Origin of the sequence: Caulobacter segnis (assembly GCF_019931575.1) — a bacterium.
Classification (GTDB): domain Bacteria; phylum Pseudomonadota; class Alphaproteobacteria; order Caulobacterales; family Caulobacteraceae; genus Caulobacter; species Caulobacter segnis_C.
In genome coordinates this window covers 1627954-1649911 of the sequence record NZ_CP082923.1, presented here as the reverse complement: position 1 = coordinate 1649911, position 21958 = coordinate 1627954, and the positions used below count along the sequence as shown (strand labels likewise).

21 protein-coding genes and 1 riboswitch are annotated in these 21958 nt (G+C 69.3%); of the genes, 5 read left to right on the top strand and 16 right to left on the bottom strand.

Annotated features, from left to right (window positions below; all coding sequences use genetic code 11):
• Positions 1 to 5 precede the first annotated feature (5 nt).
• On the top strand, positions 6 to 1040 hold the full coding sequence (locus K8940_RS07630; RefSeq protein WP_223394361.1) for a ThuA domain-containing protein: 1035 nt from the start codon (positions 6 to 8) through the stop codon (positions 1038 to 1040).
• Here the strand turns inward: K8940_RS07630 and K8940_RS07625 are convergent.
• The 8 genes from K8940_RS07625 to thiC form a co-directional block, all read right to left on the bottom strand.
• Positions 1037 to 1594: a DUF2239 family protein gene (locus tag K8940_RS07625; protein WP_223394359.1), complete on the bottom strand. Its 558-nt coding sequence runs from the start codon at positions 1592 to 1594 to the stop codon at positions 1037 to 1039. The two genes, K8940_RS07630 and K8940_RS07625, sit on opposite strands and share 4 nt — an antisense overlap.
• Positions 1594 to 1929, bottom strand: a complete 336-nt coding sequence (locus K8940_RS07620; protein WP_223394357.1) for a GIY-YIG nuclease family protein — start codon at positions 1927 to 1929, stop codon at positions 1594 to 1596. Before K8940_RS07620 ends, K8940_RS07625 begins: the two co-directional genes overlap by 1 nt.
• A 74-nt stretch (positions 1930 to 2003) precedes the next feature.
• Positions 2004 to 2393, bottom strand: a complete 390-nt coding sequence (locus K8940_RS07615) for a hypothetical protein (RefSeq protein ID WP_223394355.1) — start codon at positions 2391 to 2393, stop codon at positions 2004 to 2006.
• Positions 2394 to 2497: 104 nt separating this feature from the next.
• Positions 2498 to 5260, bottom strand: coding sequence for a TonB-dependent receptor (locus tag K8940_RS07610; protein ID WP_223394353.1), 2763 nt, complete (start codon positions 5258 to 5260; stop codon positions 2498 to 2500).
• A gap of 334 nt (positions 5261 to 5594) precedes the next feature.
• The gene (locus K8940_RS07605; RefSeq protein ID WP_223394351.1) at positions 5595 to 5948 is read right to left on the bottom strand and encodes a DUF1428 domain-containing protein; all 354 of its coding nucleotides are present in this window, start codon (positions 5946 to 5948) and stop codon (positions 5595 to 5597) included.
• A gap of 63 nt (positions 5949 to 6011) precedes the next feature.
• Positions 6012 to 7388, bottom strand: coding sequence for a S41 family peptidase (locus tag K8940_RS07600; RefSeq protein ID WP_223394349.1), 1377 nt, complete (start codon positions 7386 to 7388; stop codon positions 6012 to 6014).
• A gap of 46 nt (positions 7389 to 7434) precedes the next feature.
• A complete protein-coding gene (locus K8940_RS07595) occupies positions 7435 to 8505 on the bottom strand; it encodes an Acg family FMN-binding oxidoreductase (RefSeq protein ID WP_223394347.1) in 1071 nt (356 codons plus the stop codon).
• A gap of 68 nt (positions 8506 to 8573) precedes the next feature.
• Positions 8574 to 10412, bottom strand: coding sequence for a phosphomethylpyrimidine synthase ThiC (gene thiC / locus K8940_RS07590; protein WP_223394345.1), 1839 nt, complete (start codon positions 10410 to 10412; stop codon positions 8574 to 8576).
• Positions 10413 to 10484: 72 nt separating this feature from the next.
• Positions 10485 to 10590, bottom strand: a riboswitch (TPP riboswitch).
• Positions 10591 to 10714: 124 nt separating this feature from the next.
• On the opposite strand from thiC, the gene K8940_RS07585 reads away from it, so the two are divergent.
• A complete protein-coding gene (locus K8940_RS07585) occupies positions 10715 to 11233 on the top strand; it encodes a RidA family protein (protein ID WP_223394343.1) in 519 nt (172 codons plus the stop codon).
• 3 nt (positions 11234 to 11236) lie between these two features.
• Here K8940_RS07585 and K8940_RS07580 read toward each other — a convergent pair whose 3' ends face one another.
• From K8940_RS07580 to K8940_RS07570, 3 genes are read right to left on the bottom strand one after another with little or no spacing between them, the layout of a single operon-like run.
• Positions 11237 to 12085 carry a neutral zinc metallopeptidase gene (locus K8940_RS07580; RefSeq protein WP_223394341.1) on the bottom strand — a complete coding sequence of 283 codons (849 nt, stop codon included), beginning with the start codon at positions 12083 to 12085 and terminating at the stop codon, positions 11237 to 11239.
• 15 nt (positions 12086 to 12100) lie between these two features.
• On the bottom strand, positions 12101 to 12496 hold the full coding sequence (locus tag K8940_RS07575) for a hypothetical protein (RefSeq protein ID WP_223394339.1): 396 nt from the start codon (positions 12494 to 12496) through the stop codon (positions 12101 to 12103).
• 43 nt (positions 12497 to 12539) lie between these two features.
• Positions 12540 to 13100: a tetratricopeptide repeat protein gene (locus K8940_RS07570; protein ID WP_223394337.1), complete on the bottom strand. Its 561-nt coding sequence runs from the start codon at positions 13098 to 13100 to the stop codon at positions 12540 to 12542.
• Positions 13101 to 13247: 147 nt separating this feature from the next.
• Here K8940_RS07570 and K8940_RS07565 point away from each other — a divergent pair, with 147 nt between their 5' ends.
• Positions 13248 to 14249, top strand: a complete 1002-nt coding sequence (locus K8940_RS07565; RefSeq protein WP_223394334.1) for a D-cysteine desulfhydrase — start codon at positions 13248 to 13250, stop codon at positions 14247 to 14249.
• An 11-nt stretch (positions 14250 to 14260) separates the two neighbouring features.
• Entirely contained in the window at positions 14261 to 14935 is a 675-nt protein-coding gene (locus K8940_RS07560) for an aspartate/glutamate racemase family protein (protein ID WP_223394332.1), read from the top strand.
• Here K8940_RS07560 and K8940_RS07555 read toward each other — a convergent pair.
• Positions 14932 to 15114 (bottom strand): hypothetical protein, encoded by a 183-nt coding sequence (locus tag K8940_RS07555; protein ID WP_223394330.1) that lies wholly within the window; start codon positions 15112 to 15114, stop codon positions 14932 to 14934. The genes K8940_RS07560 and K8940_RS07555 overlap by 4 nt on opposite strands.
• Before the next feature lie 551 nt (positions 15115 to 15665).
• Between K8940_RS07555 and K8940_RS07550 the strand changes: the two genes are divergently transcribed.
• Complete coding sequence (locus K8940_RS07550; RefSeq protein ID WP_223394328.1) at positions 15666 to 17306, top strand: pectate lyase; 1641 nt, start codon at positions 15666 to 15668, stop codon at positions 17304 to 17306.
• Positions 17307 to 17310: 4 nt separating this feature from the next.
• Here K8940_RS07550 and K8940_RS07545 read toward each other — a convergent pair whose 3' ends face one another.
• The 4 genes from K8940_RS07545 to K8940_RS07530 all read right to left on the bottom strand — a co-directional run bounded on the left by K8940_RS07545 (position 17311) and on the right by K8940_RS07530 (position 21930).
• On the bottom strand, positions 17311 to 18060 hold the full coding sequence (locus K8940_RS07545; protein WP_223394326.1) for a hypothetical protein: 750 nt from the start codon (positions 18058 to 18060) through the stop codon (positions 17311 to 17313).
• Between the two features lie 168 nt (positions 18061 to 18228).
• Positions 18229 to 18495, bottom strand: coding sequence for a helix-turn-helix domain-containing protein (locus tag K8940_RS07540; protein WP_223394323.1), 267 nt, complete (start codon positions 18493 to 18495; stop codon positions 18229 to 18231).
• Between the two features lie 112 nt (positions 18496 to 18607).
• Positions 18608 to 19072, bottom strand: a complete 465-nt coding sequence (locus K8940_RS07535) for a hypothetical protein (RefSeq protein ID WP_223394322.1) — start codon at positions 19070 to 19072, stop codon at positions 18608 to 18610.
• 32 nt (positions 19073 to 19104) lie between these two features.
• On the bottom strand, positions 19105 to 21930 hold the full coding sequence (locus K8940_RS07530; protein ID WP_223394320.1) for an ATP-dependent DNA helicase: 2826 nt from the start codon (positions 21928 to 21930) through the stop codon (positions 19105 to 19107).
• Positions 21931 to 21958: the final 28 nt, after the last annotated feature.

Below are 21958 nucleotides of genomic sequence, written 5' to 3'. Positions count from 1 at the left end.
ACAAGATGGCCCGCCTGCTGACCCTGATCGCGGCGGCAGCCGCGCTTTCCGTTTCCGCCGCCCAAGCCGCGCCGAAGATCCGCGTGCTATATCTCGACCAGTCGGTCGGCTTCGTGCACCGACCGGTCGCCCGCCCCGAGAACAGCAACGGCCCCTCGCCGTCCGAGATCGCCCTGGCCGAGGTCGCCGCCAAGACCGGCGTCTTCACCGTCGAGTCCACCCAGGACGCGCGGGTGATCACGCCCGAGAAGCTGAAGGACGTCGACGTCCTGGCCTTCTACACCACCGGCGAACTGCCCATTTCGGCGCAGGCCTGGACCGCCATCCAGGCGTGGGTCGAGAGCGGCAAGGGCGGGTTCATCGGCCTGCACAGTTCGACCGACACCCACTGGGACTACACCGGGCCCGGCCAGACCTACACCGCCTTCATCAACGGCAAGTTCGCCGGCCATCCATGGACGCAGGGGACGCCGATCACGGTCCAGGCTTTGGGCGGCAAGGACCCGCTGAACGCCGCCTGGCCGGCCCGCTTCACCTTCGCCGAGGAGATCTATCAGTACTCGGACTACGACCCCGCCAAGGTCCGCGCGCTGCAGGCCCTGGACTTCACCGAGACGCCGCTGAAGCGCCCGTGGTTCGTGCCGATCACCTGGACCCGGCAGATCGGCCAGGGGCGGCTCTATCACACCAATCTGGGCCACACGCCCAGCACCTGGGACGATCCGCGCTATCGGGCCCAACTTGTCGACGCCATCCGCTGGACGGCGCATCGCGCCGCGGGTTCAGCCAAGCCCAACCCGGACGAGCAGGCCCTGTGGGCCCTGCGCTCGCTGCTGGCCTATGACGGCCGCCCCAAGGCCGAGGTCGAGGCCCGCGTCGCCAGGCTGGCCAAGGCCGATCCGGCCTGGCTGCGCGACGCCGCCGCCCGCACCGCCGCCCTGCGTCCGCTGTGGCCGGCCAAGCCGGACAGCGACAAGGCGCCGTTCGAAGCGGCCTACAAGGCGGTGCTGGACGAGGTGGTGGCCAAGTCCGGCGGCTAGTCCGTCCCGAAGGCCTCCGCCGCATAGGTCCGCAGCAGGGCGGCGACATCTTCCGGCCAGGCCAGGATCCGCGCCTCGAACCCCGCGCCGTCGCCGGCGAACAGGGCCCGCATGGCCTCCTCGAAGCCCGGCAGGTCGCCGCCGATCGCCGAGGCGAAGCGGTAGGCGGCCTCGCGGGCGGCGCGGATGCGGTCGGGACCTTCGCTCTCGCGACGGGCGGCCTCGACCAGCTTGCGCAGGGCCACCGACGCTCCGCCCGGCTGGCTGGCCAGCCAGTCCCAGTGGCGCGGCAGCAGGGTGACCTCGCGGGCCGTCACGCCCAGCTTGGGCCGACCGCGTCCACGTGGCGCTTCGGGGGGCGGGGCAAGGCGCGCGGCCAGCGCCTCGGGCCCACCGCTGAGGTCGAAGTCGACGCCCCGGCCGTCGGGTCCGAAGATCAGAACGCCCGCCTCCCCCGCCAGGCGCTGGGCCGCCAGGGCCGCGTCCAGGCGCGAACCGACCGCCACGCGCCGCTGGCCGTGGAAGACCACATAGGCCTCATCGCCGCTGTCCATCACATCAGCCCTCTGGCGCTCAGCGTCGCGATCCAGTGCTCGCGGCGGTCCTTCAGTCGGCTGTCGCGGCCGAACCTGTCCAGCCCCTCGGTGTCGACGGCCTCGACCGTCTCGAAGACGAAGGCCTCCGCGCCATGCGCGTTCCAGGCCGCTTGCAGGCTCTTCTCGCGGTGCGAACCCTGGCGCAGAGAGAACCAGACGCCGTTCTGGCGGGTGGAGAGGTCCGGCGTCGCGCCGACCCAGGCCTCACCGGTCGCCGCGCAACGCACGGCGTAGATCCCGGCCTCGACCTCGCGTTCCTTGTATGCGCGCAGCAGCGCCTTGCGTCCGGACATGGCGACCTCCCAGGGGAATCCCGAAACGCGCCTTTTACCCGGACGGAATACGAAGTCAATAATATCCGGGTAAATTACCCTTGGACCGACGGCCGATAGGCGATGTAGCCGCGCTCGACCATGCGCCGCGTGGCCTCGTATACCGCCGACAGCTCGTCATAGGCCGAGTGCAGGTGGGCCAGGCGCGCGACCTGGGCCTCGGACAGCGTGGTCCCCGCCTCGGTCATGGCGGCGGCCTCGGCCACCCACTTGGCGCGGGCGGTGGCGGCGGCGACGGCCAGGCGCTGGAACCGTTCGGCGTCCACATGGGCGACGGTCGCGCCCAGCACGGCCCTGTTCGAGGCGAAGGCGGTGTAGTCGATCTGCTCCAGATAGCCGCGCAGCCGGCGCTGGACCTGGGGATCGACGTCGCTGGGCTCGAAGTGGTCGCCCACGCGGCGGGTGCTGGATGTCATGATCGCCATGACGGTCTCCGATCCGGCCAAGAAGGCCGTTTGGGAAAAGAAGCCTGCGCCAGACAGTTTAAGGACGGGTTAGCCTTGCCGCCCCCGTCCCCCTTGCCCATCCCCTAGCTGAGCAGCTTGCGGAAGCTGATCCGAACCGTGCGCCCCAGCGGGTCCAGGTAGTCCTTCTGATAGGCCTGCGGCGTGGCGCCGTTCTGGTCGCGAACCGTCTGCTTGGCGTCCAGCAGGTTCTCGAAGTTCAGCGACACCTGCGCGCCCTTCAGGATCGGGAACTTGTCGACCGCCTTCTTGCGCGCCGGGACGCTGAAGTTGGCGAAGAAGTTCACGCCCACGGTGGCCAGGTCCGAGAAGTACAGGGTCTGGCCGCCGGTCGAGCCGCCGTCCACCCAGGTCGAGGCCTTCCAGGTCCCGTTGAAGCGCATGCCCAGGCCGTCCTTGAAATAGCCGCCCTGGACCTGGACCTCGTGCCGCGCCTGGCCGGTGCGCGAGCTGATCGCCGCGCCGTCCAGCTGGTCGAGGACCGGCAGGCCCTTGCGGATGGTCAGCTCATCGGTCAGGCGCCAGGTGTGGTAGACCGACAGCTGGAACATCCCCTGCCCCGGCCGCATCATGCCCATCGGCGGGCCGCCGCCGCCCGGACCACCGCCCGGGCCGCCAGGACCGCCGCCGGGAGGACCGCCGAAGCGCATGCCGCCCCCGCCGCCCGGACCACCGGGCCCGCCGCCGAAACGACCCGCGCCGGGTCCCGCCGCGCCCGGCGTCGGCTGGCCGACCGGCTTGAACAGGTTGAAGCCCCAGCGGATGTTCTCGCTCTCGGCGCTGGCGAAGTTCACCGGCCGGGCGTCGATCGCCAGCAGGCGTCCCGTGGAGTCGCGCGTGAAGCGCTCGGGGAACGCGGCCTCCAGGTCCGGGGTGATGGCCGGGAACGAGGCGATCATGTTCTTGGTCTGCGACCGCGTGTAGGTGGCGTTGAAGGTCAGCTCGACCTTGTCGATCGGCTTGTAGTTCACCCCCAGCTTCTGGACCTGGCGGTTGTCGTTGCGCAGGGCGGCGTTGCCGCCGTCGGTGCGGGTGATCAGCACCGTCTGGCCGGTCGTGAAATCGAACACCGAGACGTTCGGGGTCACCACCAGCGGATCGTTGATCTGGTTGGTGGTCGGCGCGCCCTCTTCGTCGGTGTAGCTGGCGATGAAGCTGATCTTCTTGATCGGGCTCCAGTTCAGGCCGCCGCCCAGGGTGGTCAGCCCGCCCAGGTCCGACAGGTCGTCGTAGCCGACGTTGAAGTTGGCCGAGAGATCGCCGGCCTTGGCCAGGAAGTCCTGGCGCGTGCTGGTCAGCGGCAGGTTGAAGCTGCCCTGGAAGCTCTCGGTGGTGCGGGTGATGTCGCGCGTCGTCGTCACGCCCGAACGGACGGTCTTGGAGTCCAGGCCCTTGCTGTTGGCCCCGACCTTGAACGTGGTCTGCAGCGGACCGGCCGGCAGCTGGAACAGATTGCCGTTCAGCACCAGCTCGGCGCTGGCCGAGGTCGAGACCGAGTGGGCGGTGTCCGCGGCGGCCGTTTTGTAGAGGCTGGACGAGATGGCGCCGAACGGATTGACGGTCGGGTCGCCGGCGGCCACGGCCGCCTGGAAGGCCGAGGCGTCGACACCCCGCCCGGTCGTGGTGTCGGTGGCGGTGCGGTCAAAGTCGCCAGTCAGGTTCCAGCGCCAGTCCCTGACCCGGCCGTTGGCGGCAGCGCTGAGCTGGGTGCGCAGGGTGTCGACGTCGCGCGCCATCGAGCCCGCCGCGTCGATGTAGCGATAGCCGGTCACGGCGTTCGAGAACGGTGAGAACGGACTGCCGGCCGGCAGGGTGAAGGTCACGCCGGGCAGGCCCAGCAGCGCGCGGCTGCTGGTGTCCTCGAGATTGCCGCTGATGGTCAGCTGGGTCTGCTTGTTGAGGTCGCGGCTGTAGGACCCGCGCAGGGTGGCCTTGTCGGAGCGCGAGATCAGCGAGCGGTCACGCGTCAGGTCGCCGGTGTTGTAGGCGTTGGCGTTCGAGGCGTAGTCCGACAGACTGGCCTTGCCGGCCTGGGCCGCGGTGGGCGCGCCGGCAAAGGTCACCGTGCTCCCCGCCAGGGCCGAGAGCGCGGGGTCGATCTCGCCGCCGTTCACGCCACTGACATTGCCGACCAGATCGAATGGCTGACCGTTCGGCGAGCGGACGATGTCGCGGTCCTTCTCCAGCAGATAGGGATCGTGCGACAGCTGCAGGTCGAGGTTCCAGCGCCGATCGCCGTCGATATGCACCCGGTTGCCGCCGACGCCCGGGGCGACGCGACCGCCGTCGGTCGCGACCGTCGCCTGGGCCTGGGTCATCAGGGCGTTGTAGTTCTTCTTCAGGATGATGTTCACGACACGCTGGTCGGCCTTGTAGCCGTAGCTGAGCGCGACCTCCTCGGGCAGGATCTGGAAGCGCTCGATGGCTTCCGGCGGGACGCCCTGGATTTCCTGGAAGCCCGAGATGCGGCGGCCGTTGACCAGCAGCACCGGTCCGCTGCTGGCGTCGCGGCCGCGCGTGCTGGTGGTCTGGGGCGTCAGCATGGTCAGCAGCTCGCCGATGCTGGCGGCGCCGAAGCTCTGGATCTCGGCCTCGTTCAGCTCGATCTCGGGCTCGATATTGCCCTCGACCTTGCCGCGCGGGTCGGCCTGGATGGTCAGGCCCTCCACCTCGTTGGGCCCGTCCTCCTTGACCTGGGGTTTCTTCTGGTCGTCCTCGGCGACCACCTCGGGCGGTGTCGCCAAGGGCGCCGGCGCGGCCGAGGCGGCGATCGTCGGATCGAGCGCGGCGGCGGCCAGCCCGTACAGAAGGATGGTCGAAAGGGTCATTCAGGCCCACGAAAACACGAGTGACGGAGGACGCCGGCCCTTGCCGGCGCCAACGCTGAGTTGTCGCTCTTACGGGGCCCCGCCCCGCGTCGCAACGCCCCCCCGGCGTTAAGAGAAGGCAATGCAGCACAAAGCGCACACTGGTGTGTCTTCGAACGCCGATATCTCGGGCGAAGCATTGAAATATCGTCACATTTTCGGCGACGAGGTGTTGCAGCGGAAATGATGTTACAAATACGAAACAAACTGCGCTGTTACGACGCGGCCCGCCCGAAAGACCAGAGTCGGGCATCGCTCGCCGGGGCCCGCCGCCGAGCGACGCAACCTAGGCGCGCTACCGCTCCAGGAAGGCCTGGAAGCCGCCGTAGATCATCCGCTTGCCATCGAACGGCATGTCGGACTGATAGGCCTTCAGGCGCTCATCGGCCATGACCTTGGCGTTGATCTCGTCGCGGCTGGCGCGGTCCTTGTAGGTGATCCACGAGAAGACAACGATCTCGACCTCCTTGGCCTGGACGGCGCGCGGGAACGAGGTCAGCTCGCCATAGGGCACGTCGTCGCCGAAGCACTCGACGTAGGACAGCGCGCCATACTCCATCCAGACCTCGGCCCCGAGCCGGGCCATCGCCTTGTAGGCGTCCAGCTTGTCCTTCGGCACCGCGAGCACGAAACCATCGACATAGGCCATGACGTTCCTCCTTGATCGTCTTTGACGGACCAAGGACGCTCGGGCCCGGACGGTTCCGACAGCCTAGCGGGCGTCCTGGCGGATTTTTTCCATCAGCCCCTGGATCGCCTTGGCGTGGCCGGCCATCAGGTCGTTCTCGGGGAAGACGGTCAGCGGCATGTCCGGGACGAGGCCCCGGCCCTCCAGGTCTTCTCCCCGAGGCCCCTTGTAGAGCTCGGCCGGCAAGGCCATCAGCCAGCCGTTGGGCAGCGGCTTGGGCAGCTGATCCGAGAACGCGCCGCGCGTGGTCCCGCCCACCTGCTTCACGTTGGGCAGCGCCTTCATCATCAGGGTGAAGGTCTCGCCGGCGCTGACGGTGACGTCGCTGGTCACCAGATAGACCGGCCCCGTGAAGCGCACGCCGCTGGCCGGCTCGATCCGTAACGGCTGCGGCGGCGCCTTGGCCCCGACGGCGACCTTGGAATAGGCCAGGCGCGGCTGCTCGGCGAAGCGGGCGGCGACATGCTGGCTGATCGTGTCGTAGCCGCCGCGGTTGTTGCTGACGTCGACGATCACGGCCTTGGTGCCGGCGAAGGCCGCCAGGGCCTCGTCCAGCACCGCATCCAGGGGCCGAGGATCGTCGGGCGCGGCGTTGCGGGCGAAGGCGCCCATGGTCACCAGGTTCAGATAGCCGATGTCGTCGACCCGTCCCCAGAAGACGCGGTTGTTGGCGGCCTGTCGCCCGCGTCCCTGCAGCACCTGGGTCAGGATCCCCTCGCGATAGGCCTGCAGCCAGGCCTTCTCATCGCCCGCCGGATCGGCGGCGCGGACGCGGGTCAGGGTCGCCGCGTCGCCGGGCTCCAGGTCGCGGCGCGCCCCGTCCACCATGCCGTGCAGGTCGACATGCGGGTCGTCCAGCCCCGCCAGCAGGCCCGACAGCGCGGTCCACAGCTGGAAGTCGGTGGCGGTCGGCGAGACCTTGGCCAGGGCGGCGGCCTTGCGCGCCGGCCAGTCCAGCTTGCGCTCAGCCGAGCGGGGATAGAGCTCGGCGAAGCTGTCGGCGGCGAAGGCGACGATGCGGTCGGGGGTCCAGCCGGCCGCGCTGATGCAGGCGTTCGGCAGGTTGGGCAGGCGGTCGAAGACATAGCGCGTCCCCCCGTCGGGATCCCCCGTCAGGGTGATGGTCCCCTGTCCCTCGGCCCGCCACGAGGTCATTACGCCGTCGGGATCGGGCTCGCGGCGCGGATCGGGGTAGCAGGCGTCGCCCGCCGTCTGGAACAGTTGCGCGCCCTCGGGCCCGAACTGCACGATCCAGCCATACCCCTGCGCCTTCCACGCCCCACGCAGCTCGGCGGCGACCGATCCGCCCTTGGGCTGGACGGGCCAGAAGGGGCTTTCGGCCAAGGCCGGCGCGGCGATTGACAGAACGGCGGCGGCCGCCAGGAGACTCAGACGCTTCATGGGCGCGACGGTGACGGGCCGCCTGCCCGCACGCCAGTGAAATCGCCTAGCCTATGAGGACGGCCTGCGGCGGGCGGCGCAGAGAGCGCGGCAATTCCGGTCCATAGCCGAAACGGACGACAAGGTCTGGGCGGCGTGCTGGCTCGCCCAGCCACGCGGCCATCCGGCGGCGCGTCGGCGGGTCCTCGACCGGCTGGTTCAGGAAGGCCAGTTTCAGGCCGACGGCCGTCGCCGTCAGCGCGAAGCGGGTGAAAGCCCGCCCCACGGCGATCCAGCCGGCGGGCGTTTCGGTCGGACCGGTAAAGATCGCCGCGCCCGCCGAGCTTCTCATCCAGCGCATGACGCGATCGGCTTCGCCCGTCTTCGTCATGACCACCGGCAGCAGGCGCTCCCCCAACCATCGCGGCGCGGAGAGGTTGCCGGAAGCGGCGGTGAACAGGCCATCCCGTCGCGCCAAGGCCTCCCCCGCGTCGAAGCGGATCCAGTCGGTGAGTTCGCGCATGAAAGCCTGATCGGCGAGCTGGGCGTCGTTTCCGGCCACGATCATGTCGGTCAGATGGGTGCGTGCGTCAGCGTCCAGCACCCAGCGAAGGCCCACGCCCTGTCCGACGGCGCTCTCCAGCTGTCGGAGCGTGGCCGCGCCCACGGGTCTTCCATCATATGCGGTTCGCGTCGACGCGCGGCGCGGTATGGCCTGGAACAGCGCGGTCTTGCGAGGCGACAGGCTGGAGAACGCAATCCGCACGCCGCCGTCGGGCAGGATCTCCGGCTCGCCCGCCCAGCCGTAGCCGAGCCCGGCCTGCAGCAGGGTCTCCAGGGCGCAGCCCAGACTGACGAACAGGTGATGGTCGTCCGGGTCGACGACGGGCGTACGCCGCGAAAAGTCCGGCAGGATCTCGATCGCGCGCGGTCCGAGCTGGAAGCGCCAGGGCTGGGTGTTGTGCCCGTTCGCCGCCAGGGTCGCGGCGCGAACCAGGGCGATCATCGGCACGGTCCCGCCGTCCAGGTCCGGCAGACGCCACAGGTCCCGGACGGCTTGATCGTAAGGTGACGCGCCGCCGGAACATCCCACGACCAGCAAGGGCGTGGCGGCGATCAGGGCGCGGCGGGTCGGCATGGCGGCGGCTCCGAAAGCCTAGCCCTAGCCGATCCTCCTCGTCCCGACCTTGCGGCGCGTCAACCGGTCTACTCGGTCTTCAGGTAGATCTCGCTCCCCTGCTCTTTGAACTTCTCGCTCATCTCGGCCATGCCCAGCTCGGCGCTGTTGGGCGCCTTGCCGGCCGCGAAGTCGCGGACTTCCTGGCTGATCTTCATCGAGCAGAACTTGGGTCCGCACATCGAGCAGAAGTGGGCGGTCTTGTGCGCTTCCTTCGGCAGGGTCTCGTCGTGGAACTTGCGGGCGGTCTCGGGGTCCAGGCCCAGGTTGAACTGGTCCTCCCAGCGGAATTCGAAGCGCGCGCGACTGATGGCGTCGTCCCACATGGCCGCGCCGGGGTGGCCCTTGGCGAGGTCGGCGGCGTGGGCGGCCAGCTTGTAGGTGATGACGCCGGTCTTGACGTCGTCGCGGTCCGGCAGGCCCAGGTGCTCCTTGGGCGTGACGTAGCAGAGCATCGCCGTGCCGAACCAGCCGATCATCGCCGCGCCGATGGCCGAGGTGATGTGGTCGTAGCCAGGCGCGATGTCCGTGGTCAACGGGCCGAGGGTGTAGAACGGGGCCTCGTGGCAGTGCTTCAGCTGCTCGTCCATGTTGGCCTTGATCTTGTGCATGGCCACGTGGCCCGGCCCCTCGATCATCACCTGGACGCCGTGGTTCCAGGCCACCTTGGTCAGCTCGCCCAGGGTGCGTAGTTCCGAGAATTGGGCCTCGTCGTTGGCGTCGGCGGTCGAACCCGGGCGCAGGCCGTCGCCGAGGCTGAACGACACGTCGTAGGCGCGCATGATCTCGCAGATGTCCTCGAAGCGCTCGTAGAGGAAGTTCTCCTTGTGGTGCGCCAGGCACCACTTGGCCATGATCGAGCCGCCGCGCGAGACGATGCCGGTGACCCGCTTGGCGGTCATCGGGATAAACGGCAGGCGCACGCCGGCGTGGATCGTGAAGTAGTCGACGCCCTGCTCGCACTGCTCGATCAGGGTGTCGCGGAAGACCTCCCAGTTCAGGTCCTCGGCCACGCCGTTGACCTTCTCCAGCGCCTGATAGATCGGCACCGTGCCGATCGGGACGCTCGAGTTGCGGATGATCCAGTCGCGGATGTTGTGGATGTTGCGGCCCGTGGACAGGTCCATGACCGTGTCGGCGCCCCAGCGGGTGGCCCAGACCAGCTTGTCGACCTCGTCGGCGACGGTGGAGAGCACCGCCGAGTTGCCGATATTGGCGTTGATCTTGACCAGGAAGTTGCGGCCGATCGCCATCGGCTCCAGTTCGCCGTGGTTGATGTTGGCCGGGATGATGGCGCGACCGCGGGCCACTTCCTGGCGGACGAATTCGGGCGTCACGAAGTCGGGGATCGCGGCGCCGAAGTCTTCGCCGTCGCGCACGCACGGGCGGTCCTGCTCGCGGCGCAGGTTCTCGCGGATGGCGACATATTCCATCTCGGCGGTGATGATCCCCGCGCGGGCGTATTCCAGCTGGGTGACCAGCTTGCCCGGCTTGGCGCGATAGATCTTGCGCCCCTGATCCGGGAACTCGGGAGCCAGGTGCTTGCCCTGGGCGAAGCCATTGTCCTCGGGCTTCACCAGGCGGGGCTGAGTGACTAGCTCGACGTCGCCGCGCGCCACGACCAGGGCCTCGCGGGTGCGCGGCAGGCCCTTCTCGATGTCGATGGCCACGCTTGGGTCGCTGTAGGGGCCCGACGGGTCGTAGATGGTCACCGGCGGCTCGTTGGCCGACGGGTGGACGGCCACCTCGCGGAACGGCACGCGAATATCGGGAAACAGCTCGCCGGCCTGGTAGACCTTGCGCGAGCCGGGGATCGGGCCGGTCGAGATGGTCTCGGCCACGGACTTGATGGTGGTCTGGATATTCATTTCGGGCGCTCCTCAAGCTTCAAGGAGACCCGGACGTGTCGTGCTTAAGTCGGTTTACGGACGGACGATAAGCCCCGATCCGCGTTCCCTCCCTTCGCCGGCATGACCCGGATCAGGTTCTACGGGTCAGGGCGAAAGCCCAATCTCAGCCGCGCGAGCGACCCCCCGGTGAACAAGGGTCGGACACTAGGCGCGTTGACGCGGAGGTCAAGGCGCAATGACAGCGCCTGGTGACAGGAATTTCACTTGCCGATCCGCGCCGCGACCGCCGATCAGAGACCCATGTTCTCCTGGAGATCCCCATGGTCCGCCGCCTGATCCTGCCGGTCCTCTGCGCCCTGGTCGCCACGCCCGCCCTGGCGCAGGAGGCCTATCCCCGGAAGATCCCCGCCGCCGGCGGCGAGGTGATCATTCCGACCGAGCGTCACCAGAAGTCCTATGACGAGATCAAATACGCTCCCGCCCGCCGGGTCGGCGACACCCTCTACGTCTCGGGCGTCATCGTCGGGCGAGCCAAGGACGAGGGCACGGACCCGGAGTCGTTCAAGAAGCAGGTCCGCCGCGCCTTCACGGCGCTGGACACCATCCTCAAGACATCGGGGGCGAGCTTCGACGACGTGGTGATGATCAACAGCTTCCACGTCTGGGAAGGTCCTGATCAGCCCGCCCCGCGCCGGGAGCAGATCGCCATGATCAACGCCGTGAAGAGCGAGTTCATCAAGGGTCCGAACCCGGCCTGGACGGCGGTGGGCACGACCGGTCTGCTGGCGCCCGGCGGGATCGTCGAGATCCAGCTGATCGCCCACGTCCCCGGCAAGTAGCGGCTAAAGCCGCGACGCCGAGAAGGTGTCGCAGGCGCTCGGATCGCCCTGGTCGTAGCCGCGCGTGAACCACCGCATGCGCTGGGCGCTGCTTCCGTGGGTGAAGCTGTCGGGCACGACCTGGCCTTGGCTGCGCTTCTGGATGGTGTCATCGCCGACCGCAGCCGCCGCGCCCAGGCCGTCCTGGATGTCCGACCGGTTGATGACGATCCGGCCGCCGGAGGTCTCGCCCGCGTGCGCGGCCCAGACGCCGGCGTAGCAGTCAGCCTGCAGCTCCGACCGTACCGAGCCGCTTTCCTCGCCGCGCGCGCCCAGGCGACGGGCCTGCTGGTCGGCGCCCAGCAGGTGCTGCACGTGGTGGCCGATCTCGTGGCTGATGACATAGGCGCGGGCGAACTCGCCCTGGGCGCCGAAGCGGGTTTCCAGGTCCTGCCAGAACGACAGGTCCAGATAGACCTTCTGATCGGCCGGGCAGTAGAACGGCCCCATGGCCGACTGGCCCGTGCCGCAGCCGGTGCCGGTGGCCTGCTTGTAGAGCACGATCGCCTCGGGCGGCCGGTAGTCGACGCCTTCGTTGCGGAGGATCGGCGACCAGACCTCGCGGTTCGAGGTCTCGATCACGTCGACGAACTGCCCGTCCTTGTCCGTGACCTCGCCGCGCACGCCCTCCTGCTGGACGGGCTGCTGCAGACTCTGCGTCGCTTCCATGGTCGTGCGCGGATCGATGCCGAACACGAAGTAGCCGATGGCCGCCAGCACCACCGCCCCGATGCCGCCACCGGCGATCCCGACCGGTCCCAGACCGCGCCGATCCTCGATGTTGCCGGACCGACGGCCCCCTTGCCACTCCATGGGTGATCCTCGCTGCTAGCGTTGTTTCGGTTCGCTGGCCGGCCGGATGGCCCGCATGCGCGCATTGCTCTCGGCCAGGGCGGCCTGCGTCAAGCGGTCGAGCTGGCTGGCGGAGGCGGAAAGCTCGGCGTCGCGCCGGTTCTCGTTCTCGATCACGCGCGGCGGCGGGACCGTCAGGGCGCCCGCGCTCGGCGCGCCCCGCTGGGCGTCCAGCGCCCGCAGCCTCGCCGCGCTCCGAGCCTGCTCGTTGGCGTTCGAGGCCTCGATCTGGCTGGCCAGCAGGTCGCGCCGGGCGTCCTCCAGGGCGTGGGCCGCGGCGTTGCGAGCCTGCAGGGCGCGCAGGTCCTGGGCCCGCGCGACGCCGCCCAGCGCCGCCAGGCTGACCGACAACAGAAGAACGCCACGCCTCATCGGGCACACCTCGCCATGGACGGCCCGACGACGCGTGGAGCGCTTAGGGCCGCTTGACCGTGAAACGCGCGAGCTCGGTCTTCGGCGCCAGCCAGTCGGGCTTCAGTTCTGACGCTCGCGAATAGTCCTTGTAGGCCGCCGTCAGGTCGCCCAGGCCCTCGTTGGCCAGGCCCCGGTTGAAGAAGGCCTTCTCCGGATCCTTGACGCCCAGCGACAGGCCCTTGTCGATCTGCTCGACGCCTTCGCTGTAGCGCTCCTCGCCGACGAAGGTCGCACCGCGGTTCACATAGGCCTCGCCCAGGTTTGGATCGATGCTGGCGGCTTGGTCGAAGTCGGCGCGCGCGGCGGCGAACTGGCGCTGTCGCATCTGCAGGACACCGCGGTTCACATAGGTGCGGGCGCGGTCGCGGAAGTTCAGGGTCTCGACTTCGAGGGCCGTCGTGCAGGCCAGCACCGCGCGGCTGTCCTCGCGGCCTTTCAGGGCGGCGTCGGAACACTCCTGGGCCGCGCCGCTGCCGATGATCAGGGTCGAGGCTTCCGTCGCACCGGCAAAGGACAGAAGCGCCGCCGCGCCCAGCGCGGCGAGCGGAATCGCTCGGGTCATGTCGTCCTCCCTGGAGCCGGACGTACGTGCGCCGGCTCTCGATGAGGCATCATACCACCATCGCGCCCGACACGCTCGCATCGCGCGCGGGCCGTGGTAACAGAGGCGGCGAGTCCCTTCAGGACCCGCGTCCACAAGGTTTTTGGCATGCATCTCGCCCGCTTTCCCCGCGCCCGCTTCGCCCACCTGCCGACCCCGCTGGAGCCCCTGCCCCGCCTCGGCGCCGAGCTCGGGATCGACCTCTGGGTCAAGCGCGACGACTGCACGGGCCTGGCCGGCGGCGGCAACAAGACCCGCAAGCTGGAGTTCCTGCTGGGCGAAGCCCTGGCCCGGGGCGCCGACACCCTGGTGACCCAGGGCGCGGTCCAGTCCAACCACGTGCGCCAGACCATCGCCGCCGGCGCCCGCTTCGGCCTGAAGACCGAAGTGATCCTGGAAGAGCGCACCGGCTCCAAGACGTCCGACTACATGGGCAATGGCAACGTCCTGCTGGACAAGCTGATGGGCGCGACGATCCGTTACGTTCCCGGCGGCGCGGACATGGTCGCCGAATTGGAAGCCACAGCCGAGAGCGTCCGCCAGCGCGGCGGCAAGCCCTATGTCATTCCCGGCGGCGGCTCGAACACGGTGGGGGCGCTGGGCTATGTCGACTGCGCCCGCGAACTGGTGGTTCAGGCCGACCAGATGGACCTGAAGATCGACCGCCTGGTCACCGCCACCGGCAGCGCCGGCACCCATGCGGGGCTGGTCGCGGGCTTCGCGGCCCTGTCGGTCGACATCCCGATCCTGGGCTTCGGCGTCCGCGCGCCCAAGCCGAAGCAGGAAGAGAACGTCTTCAACCTGGCCGTCGCCACCGCCGAGACGATCGGCGCCCCCGGTCGGGTCAGGCGCGAGGCCGTGGTCGCCGACTGCGACTATGTCGGCGAGGGCTATGGCCTGGTCGACCAGGGCGTGATCGACGCCCTGGCCCTGGCCGCCCGCACCGAGGGCCTGCTGCTGGATCCCGTCTATTCGGGCAAGGCGATGAAGGGCCTGATCGACCAGGCTCGCAAGGGCGCGTTCAAGGGCGAACGGGTCGTGTTCCTGCACACCGGCGGCGCCCAGGGATTGTTCGGCTACCAGAGCGTGCTGGAACCGGCGCTGGGCTGAGGGACCACACCATGAGCAAGGTTCTGGGCGTTCTCGGCGGCATGGGCCCGGCCGCCACCCTGGACTTCCTGGCCAAGCTGCAGGCCGCCACGCCGGTCAAGCGCGAGCAGGACCATCTGCGGGTGCTGGTGGACATCAATCCCAAGGTGCCCGACCGCAATGTCAGCACGTCCGATCCCGGCCCCGTGCTGGCGGCGATGGCCACGGGACTGCGCGACAGCGGCGCCGAGGTGCTGGCCATCGCCTGCAACACCGCCCACGCCTATGCCGAGACGGTTCGCGCGTCGGGCCTTCCCCTCGTCGACATGCTGGAGACGGCGGGCCTGGCCGCCCGGGCCAAGGGCGCCAGCGTCGTCGGGGTGCTGGGCACCAGCCTGGCCTTAAGCCTCTACCGCGACCGCTTCTCGTCCATGGGGCTGGAGGTGGTGATGCTGGATGACCACGAGCAGGTCGAGTTCATGGCCCTGCTGTATCGGATCAAGCAGGGCGACCTGGGCGAGGCTTCGCGCGAGACCATGGCCGCCCTGGCCCACCGCTTGGTCGGCAAGGGCGCTCAGAGCGTGGTGGCGGGCTGCACGGAGGTGCCGCTGGTGCTGTCGGCGGCGGACCTGTCGGTTCCGTTCCTGGATGCGACGGAAGAACTGGCCAGGCGCTGCGTGGCCGTGTGCCTGGGCGAGGCGCTCTAGCGCGTCAGTGTCGGTCGCGTCTCGTCACGCGAGGCTTCGAACATGCCGACCAGCGCCGCCACGCCACGCGAGTTCCGGGCCATGCGCAGCAGCGCCGCCCGCGCGGGAGGCGTGTCGGCGATCTCGGCCTGTCGCTCTAGACGCTCGGCTTCGCTGAGATGGTGGCTTTGGCTTCCCATAACGTAAAGATTTACAGAAGATGAAAGCACCCGCCATGCGACCGCTGGACGCACGGCGCACGTTGTTCGAGGAATAGCGTGCGCCCGATTGTCACGGGCCTGTCAAAGCCAAGCATAGCCATGAATGAAAACGCCCCCGGACCTTGGGTCCAGGGGCGTCGTCCTGTTCCCCAACAGGACGGCGTCGGCAGCGCTGAACTTCGAGCGCGGCGGCGTCGCCTCAAAAACTTGATGGCCGTCATTTCGCCGAACCAGGATCGCCAGGCAACGCGTCCGCCTGTCGCAGGCCCCGTTTCGGGGAATCGGCCAAGTTAGAAGTCGTTTGCGTTCAATCCCGCGCTCGGAGCCCACCCGCCTCCGCCGCGACGAGACGCCGCACGAGACGCATCGCCGGGGCCGTCACAAAAATGGATGGCCAAATCGATGACACCGGTAGCAAACTACAATCAGATCGTCGCGCAAGACGACGGGGCCCGCGTCGGCCCGGGAGGAACGCTAAAGGCTTGCCCCTTCCGGTACGCTGCCGGCTCCGCGTCCGTCGGAGTCCTTGAATGCCGCTCAGCCCCATCTCCCGCCGCCGCCTGATGGCCACCACGGCCGCCGCCTTCGCCGCCGCCGGGACGCTCCGACCACTGCAGGCCCTGGCCCAGACCAGCAAGGCCCAGGCGCTGGACGTCATGAAGAAGGCTTCGACGTTCATGGTCGAGAAGGCCGCCTACAAGGGCGGCTACGTCTGGAGCTACCTGCCCGACTTCTCGCGCCGCTGGGGCGAGATGGAAGCCTTCCCGACGATGATCTGGGTGCAGCCGCCCGGCACCGGCACGGTCGGCCACCTGTTCCTGGACGCCTATCACGCCACCAAGGACGAGTATTACTACGACGCCGCCTGCAAGGCCGCCGACGCCCTGATCGCCATCCAGAACCCGGCCGGCGGCTGGAACTACATCGGCGACATGGCCGGCGAGGCGTCGCTGAAGAAGTGGTACGACACCATCGGCAAGAACGGCTGGCGGCTCGAGGAATTCCAGCACTACTACGGCAACTGCACCTTCGACGACGAGGGCACCGCCGAGTGCTGCAAGTTCATGCTGCGCATGTACGTCGAGAAGAAGGACCCGAAGTACAAGGCCGCCTTCGAGAGGGCCCTGAAGTTCGTCCTGGAGAGCCAGTACCCGGTCGGCGGCTGGCCCCAGCGCTATCCGCTGAAGGACGAATTCCACCACCACGGCAACCCGGACTACACCAGCTTCATCACCTTCAATGACGACGTGGTCGGCGAGAACATCGAGTTCCTGATCATGGTCTACCAGGCCTTGGGCGACAAAACCGTCCTGGAGCCGATCCGCCGGGCCATGGACTGCTATGTCGCCTGCCAGCAGCCCGCGCCGCAGGCCGGCTGGGGCCTGCAGCACACCGTGGCCGACCTGAAGCCGGCCAGCGCCCGCACCTACGAGCCCAAGGCCTTCGCCACCCACGCCTCGGCCAGCTGCGTGTCGCAGCTGCTGACCTTCTACCAGCTGACGGGCGACCCGAAGTACCTGGCCCGCGTGCCCGAGGCCCTGGACTGGCTGGCCTCGACGCGGCTGCCCAACGACGTCATGCCCGGCAAGGCCCGCTATCCGACCTTCGTCCAGATCGGCTCGAACAAGCCGCTCTACGTGCACCGCACTGGCTCGAACGTGGTCAATGGCCGCTACTACACGGACGAGAACCCGCAGAAGACGGTCACCCACTATTCGTCGTTCCGGAACGTGGACGTGGCCGGCCTGCGCGCCCGCTATGAGAAGCTGAAGGCCACGCCGCCCGAGGAGGCCAGCAAGCACTCGCCGCTGAAGGGCCAGCGCCCGCTGCCCAAGTACTTCATGGTCAAGGACCTCTCGGTCGACGACCTGACCGTCGGCGGCGACCTCTCGAGTTCGGCGACCAAGGGCGTCAGCGCCGATCCGGCCAAGGTCGCCAAGCTGACGGCCGAGCTGAACGCCGAGGGTTGGTGGCCCACGCCCCTGACCCAGACCAGCCAGCCCTATATCGGCGACGGTCCGGCCACGCCGACCCCGGGCGACTTCTCGGAGACCAAGGTCGGCGACAAGTACGACACCTCGCCCTACCCCGACCCCCACCCGGCGATCGGCATCTCGACCGGCGCGTTCATCGCCAACATGGCCACGCTGATCAAGTTCGTGGACGCCTAGCGGGTTAGGCGATCAGACGCGTCTCGGCCGGGATCACCTCGGCCAGCAGCCGGCCGAGCGCGTGCTGATAGATCGCGATGTCCCTCTGGTTCTGCGCCAGCAGTTGGCGCAGGGCCTTGGGGCTCAGCTGCGTCTCGGCGGAATCCTCGGCGCGGGTGACGTTCAGGCGCTCCACCCGCGACAGTCGTCCCTCGAAGGCCATGTCGGCCCAGGCCAGGGACTCGTAGGGGTGCTCGCAGACATAGAACCAGACCATGCGGTCGACCAGCGTTCGCGCCGCCGCCAGGTCCCGCTCGTAGACCGGCGACCACCCCGAGCCCGTCAGCTGGCGAAAGTGGTGGTCGTAGGTGTGCAGCACCACCGCCGGGTCGTCGCAGGTCACGAAATCGTTCAGCGACAGGGTCTTGGCCAGGCTGACCGCCCGGAAGCGCGGGTCGCGCGCCTGGACGTCGGAGATCTCCACCACGTGCCGGAAATAGCGATAGACCGAGACCACGCGATCGACCGGCCAGCGGAAGTTGGTCGCCGCCGAAATTCCCTCGCCCACCGCGTCATAGATGTCGAAGCCATAGTGGCCGGCATAGAAGTCGTAGCCGCCGAACGCCTCGTAGCGGCCGGCGTGCTGGGCGTGCTCGGTGGCGTCGTCTTCGATGCGCGGACAGCGGCGCTCGGCCGTGAACAGACGGCTCAAGGCCCCGACGACCGACGTCCCGCCGGCCTTCGGATTGTGAAAGAAGAACAGCCGCTCGACCAATCCACGCCTCGACGCTAAAGAGGCGCCGATTCACGGCGCCTCAGGGTGTCGAACGAGGAAGCGCTGCCATTCCGTCGCCAATCCGGCGACGACCTTGTGAAAAACGTGGCTTTTTGCGTCGCGCCGGAAAACATCCGCATCCGGAACGAACACGCACAATCCGCAACGTCAGGAGTCGGCGCGCCTCAGGGCCGCCCGCACGACATCCGGCGCGTGATCGATCACCGTCAGATAGGCGGTCAGGGCGGCGTCAGGGCGCACGTCGCCATGCTCCAGGTCTTCCAGCAGGGTCAGGTCGATGTGGAAGACCCGGGCGAAATCGGCCTGGCAGAGCCCGGTGCGCCAGCGCACCGCCTGGACCAGGGCGCGGGCGGACCGCGCGCGGGAGGGGGCGGCGGCTTCGTCGATCGCGGGGTCGGCGGGTCGGGTCATCATCGGTACGCTCCTACTGGCGGCCTCCCCTCTGACGGTCTTTTAGGACGTCCCGATTGCAGAAATTCGACGGCTTTGAGTCATAGGGCGTCAAACCCGCGAACACGGACAGCGCCTAGCGCGGCGTCGCCAGCGCGCGAGCCTTGGCGTCGACCTGGTCCACGCCCCGCAGCGGATCGCCGGACGCCTCCAACATGGTGTTGAACACCTTCAGGTCGCCGGTCGTGATGTGCTTGACCTTCTTGTCGCGCGACCATTCCAGCCCGATCAGCTGGCCCAGGCGGCAGGCCTTGGGCAAGAGGGCGGACTGCTCCTTGGCGCCGCCCTTGGTCAGCAGCTTGCCGACGATGTCGTTCCAGTTCGGCGCCCCGGGCATGCAGAACGGCAGATGATCGCAGTCGCCGGTCCAGAAGCGCTTGTACCAGCGGGTGTGCTCGGCGGTGTCGTACTTCAGGCCCACGCTGGGGGCGACCACGCCTCGGCAATCGCCTCGCACGAACTCCTGGGCGCTCGTGGCGGCGTTGGCGGCGCCGGCGGCCAGGAGCGCCGCGGCGAAGATCGGACCGGACAGACGGATCAAGAAACGAAACCCTGAGACAATCGGAGCCGTTCTTAAGAGCGATCCTTCGACAAAAATGCGGCGGTGGCCTCGATCGCCTCGACCAAGCCTACCCGTTCCAAGGATACACCCTCGGGCAAGCTTGAGAACAGACGCGTCGGCGCGGCCGCGTCCAGCATGACGAAGACGCCCCGGTCGTCGGCCCGGCGGATCAGGCGCCCGAAGGCCTGGCTGATACGGGCGCGGGCCACGGCGTCGTCATAACCCTTACCGCCGAAGCGCAGGCGGCGGGCCTTGTGCAGTACGTCCGGACGCGGCCACGGCACCCGATCGAAGACCAGCAGGCGCAGGGACCGGCCCGGTACGTCCACGCCGTCGCGGATAGCGTCGGTGCCCAGGAGGCAGGCGTCCTCCTCGGCGCGGAAGATGTCGACCAGCGCGCCCACTTCCAGGGGGTCGACGTGCTGCGCATAGAGAGCAAGGCCATTGTCGGCCAGGGGCGCGGCGATGCGTTCGTGCACGGCCTTCAGCCGGCGGATGGCGGTGAACAGTCCCAGTCCCCCGCCCCCGGCGGCCAGGAACAGCTCGCGCATGGCGGCCGAGACCTGGCGCGGGTCCTCCTTGTTGACGTCGGTGACGACGAAGGCCTTGGCGTGGTTCTCGTAGTCGAACGGCGAGACCAGCCGCAGGACCTTGGGCGCGGTCGGCAAGCGGGCCGCGCCAGTGCGCATCTCGGCCAGGGCGAACGGATCCTCCAGGGCAGGGTCCACCAGCGTGGCGCTGGTCACCAGCACCCCGTGGGCGGGCGACAGCACCGCCGCGCGCAGCGGCTCGGTCGGATCCACCCAGTGGCGGCGGCAGGCGGCGTCGACGACGCGGCCGTACAGGAAGGTCGCCTCGAACCAGTCGACGAAGTCCGGGTCGGTCTCGCTGGGATCGACGTCGTCCTCCTCGATCGCCTTCAGGATCGAGCGCCAGGCCGGCAGGGTCATGCGGGCGCGACGGTCCAGCCCCCGCAGCGCGCCCTCGATGCGGGCGCGTTCGGACGGGGCCAGGTGCTCGGCCTCCTCGTCCAGCACGTCCTCCAGGGCGCGGGCCAGGGCCAGCAGCGGGGCCTCGATCGCGGCCAGGGCCTTGGCCGCTTCCGGCGCGCGCTCGCGGACCAGGTCGATCGGCGGGCGGGCGTCGCATTGCAGGCCAAGATCGGCCCCGCCACGGTCGCTGGTGCGGGCCCGCAGCTGCTCGATCACCGCGACCAGAAAGTTCTCGATCGGCCCGATCGGATTGATCTGGCCGTCCGGCGGCGCGACCCGGCCCGACCAGCCCTCGCCCGGCAGGGCGGCGGCGGCGTGGATCGCCTGGCCCATCGCCTGCCGCGCGCCTTCACGGTCGCCCAGGATGTCGAGCAGGCGCGCCTCCAGGCCCCGTCCCCGCCGGCCGCGCCCCTCGGGTCCGCGGATCCAGCGGCGCAGCTCCGCAGCCTCCGCGCCCGACAGAGCGGCCGAGAAGGCGCTGTCGGCGGCCTCGAACAGGTGGTGGCCCTCGTCGAAGACGATGCGCTTGAGGCTGGTGGTCTCGTTGTCGCCCTTCAGCCCCCGCGCCGTCCGGGCGCCGTCGAAGGCGGCCTGGGTCAGGACCAGGGCGTGGTTGGCGATGACGATGTCGGCGCGCTTGGACGCCCGCACGGCCTTCTCGATACAGCAGATGCGATAATGCTGGCAGCCGGCGTGGATGCACTCGCCGCGTCGGTCGACCAGGTTCGAGGGGCTGGCCTGGGCCGACGGCGGAACCGCGGACAGCGTCGGCAGCCAGGCCGGGAAGTCGCCGCCGGTCATGTCCCCGTCCCGCGTCGCGCGCGCCCAGCGGGCGGTCAGGGCCAGGCCGATCAGGTCGCCATTACCCAGCTGGGCGCCGTTGATCTGTTCCTGGAAGTTCAGCAGGCACAGGTAGTTCTCGCGCCCCTTGCGGACCACCGCCTTCTTGGCCCGCTCCTTGGGGTCGGGATAGATCGACCGGCTCTCGCGCTCGATCTGGCGCTGCAGGGCGCGCGTGTAAGTGCTGACCCAGACCGAAGGCCCGTTGGCCTCGGCCCACAGCGAGGCCGGCGCCAGATAGCCAAGGGTCTTGCCGACGCCGGTGCCGGCCTCGGCCAGCATCATGCGCGGCTCGCCCTCACGCTCGCGCGGCTGGAAGGCGTAGGCCGCCTCCTTGGCGAAGGTGGCCTGGGCCTCGCGGATCTCTTCCAGGCCCGAGCGTTGCAGCAGCTCGGTCAGGCGCTGGCCGGCGCGTTCCGGATCGATGGGACGCGAGCCGGCCTCGCCGGGCGGGGCCTGGTCCTCCCACTCGGGCAGGCGGGCCCAGACGTCGAGGCCCGAGCCCCGGAACTGGTTGCCGACCGGGACCGAGCGCAGCGCGCCGATCACGGCGGGTCCCCAGGACCAGCCAGCCTTGGCCAGGGTCTCGGCCACGGCCAGGGCCTCCTCCCGCGACGGAACCGGCGTCAGGGCCAGCTCGCGCAACAAGGCGTCGGCGCTCTCGCGCAGGCTCTGGGCCTGGTCGGGGGCACCATGCGGCTCGGCCAGGCCCAGGGCCATGGCCAGCCCCACGGCCGAGGGCGCGCAGAAGGTCGCCGGACGGGCGAAGGCGTGCAGCTCCAGCACGTCGAACAGGCGCGGGTTCCGCGAGGGCGGCGACAGGTTCAGGCGTCGAGCGGTCATGGCCGCGTGGGCCACCAGCACCGGGCCGTGCTCGAACAGGTCGCGGGCGTCCGGCGCGCGCAGCATCCGGCTCTCGCCGCCGCCATCGGCCATGCCGGCGCGCGGCCCGGGCAGGACGACCAGGGCGGGGGCCAGGTCCAGAGTCGGCGGGAATGCGGTCACGCGAGTCTGTTAGCAAAAGCCGGGTGAA

Excerpts from the sequence above, each read along its gene's own strand:
- K8940_RS07630 (WP_223394361.1), top strand. The coding sequence starts at position 6 with ATGGCCCGCCTGCTGACCCTGATCGCGGCGGCAGCCGCGCTTTCCGTT.
- K8940_RS07625 (WP_223394359.1), bottom strand. The coding sequence starts at position 1,594 with ATGGACAGCGGCGATGAGGCCTATGTGGTCTTCCACGGCCAGCGGCGC.
- K8940_RS07620 (WP_223394357.1), bottom strand. The coding sequence starts at position 1,929 with ATGTCCGGACGCAAGGCGCTGCTGCGCGCATACAAGGAACGCGAGGTC.
- K8940_RS07615 (WP_223394355.1), bottom strand. The coding sequence starts at position 2,393 with ATGGCGATCATGACATCCAGCACCCGCCGCGTGGGCGACCACTTCGAG.
- K8940_RS07610 (WP_223394353.1), bottom strand. The coding sequence starts at position 5,260 with ATGACCCTTTCGACCATCCTTCTGTACGGGCTGGCCGCCGCCGCGCTC.
- K8940_RS07605 (WP_223394351.1), bottom strand. The coding sequence starts at position 5,948 with ATGGCCTATGTCGATGGTTTCGTGCTCGCGGTGCCGAAGGACAAGCTG.
- K8940_RS07600 (WP_223394349.1), bottom strand. The coding sequence starts at position 7,388 with ATGAAGCGTCTGAGTCTCCTGGCGGCCGCCGCCGTTCTGTCAATCGCC.
- K8940_RS07595 (WP_223394347.1), bottom strand. The coding sequence starts at position 8,505 with ATGCCGACCCGCCGCGCCCTGATCGCCGCCACGCCCTTGCTGGTCGTG.
- thiC (WP_223394345.1), bottom strand. The coding sequence starts at position 10,412 with ATGAATATCCAGACCACCATCAAGTCCGTGGCCGAGACCATCTCGACC.
- K8940_RS07585 (WP_223394343.1), top strand. The coding sequence starts at position 10,715 with ATGGTCCGCCGCCTGATCCTGCCGGTCCTCTGCGCCCTGGTCGCCACG.
- K8940_RS07580 (WP_223394341.1), bottom strand. The coding sequence starts at position 12,085 with ATGGAGTGGCAAGGGGGCCGTCGGTCCGGCAACATCGAGGATCGGCGC.
- K8940_RS07575 (WP_223394339.1), bottom strand. The coding sequence starts at position 12,496 with ATGAGGCGTGGCGTTCTTCTGTTGTCGGTCAGCCTGGCGGCGCTGGGC.
- K8940_RS07570 (WP_223394337.1), bottom strand. The coding sequence starts at position 13,100 with ATGACCCGAGCGATTCCGCTCGCCGCGCTGGGCGCGGCGGCGCTTCTG.
- K8940_RS07565 (WP_223394334.1), top strand. The coding sequence starts at position 13,248 with ATGCATCTCGCCCGCTTTCCCCGCGCCCGCTTCGCCCACCTGCCGACC.
- K8940_RS07560 (WP_223394332.1), top strand. The coding sequence starts at position 14,261 with ATGAGCAAGGTTCTGGGCGTTCTCGGCGGCATGGGCCCGGCCGCCACC.
- K8940_RS07555 (WP_223394330.1), bottom strand. The coding sequence starts at position 15,114 with ATGGGAAGCCAAAGCCACCATCTCAGCGAAGCCGAGCGTCTAGAGCGA.
- K8940_RS07550 (WP_223394328.1), top strand. The coding sequence starts at position 15,666 with ATGCCGCTCAGCCCCATCTCCCGCCGCCGCCTGATGGCCACCACGGCC.
- K8940_RS07540 (WP_223394323.1), bottom strand. The coding sequence starts at position 18,495 with ATGATGACCCGACCCGCCGACCCCGCGATCGACGAAGCCGCCGCCCCC.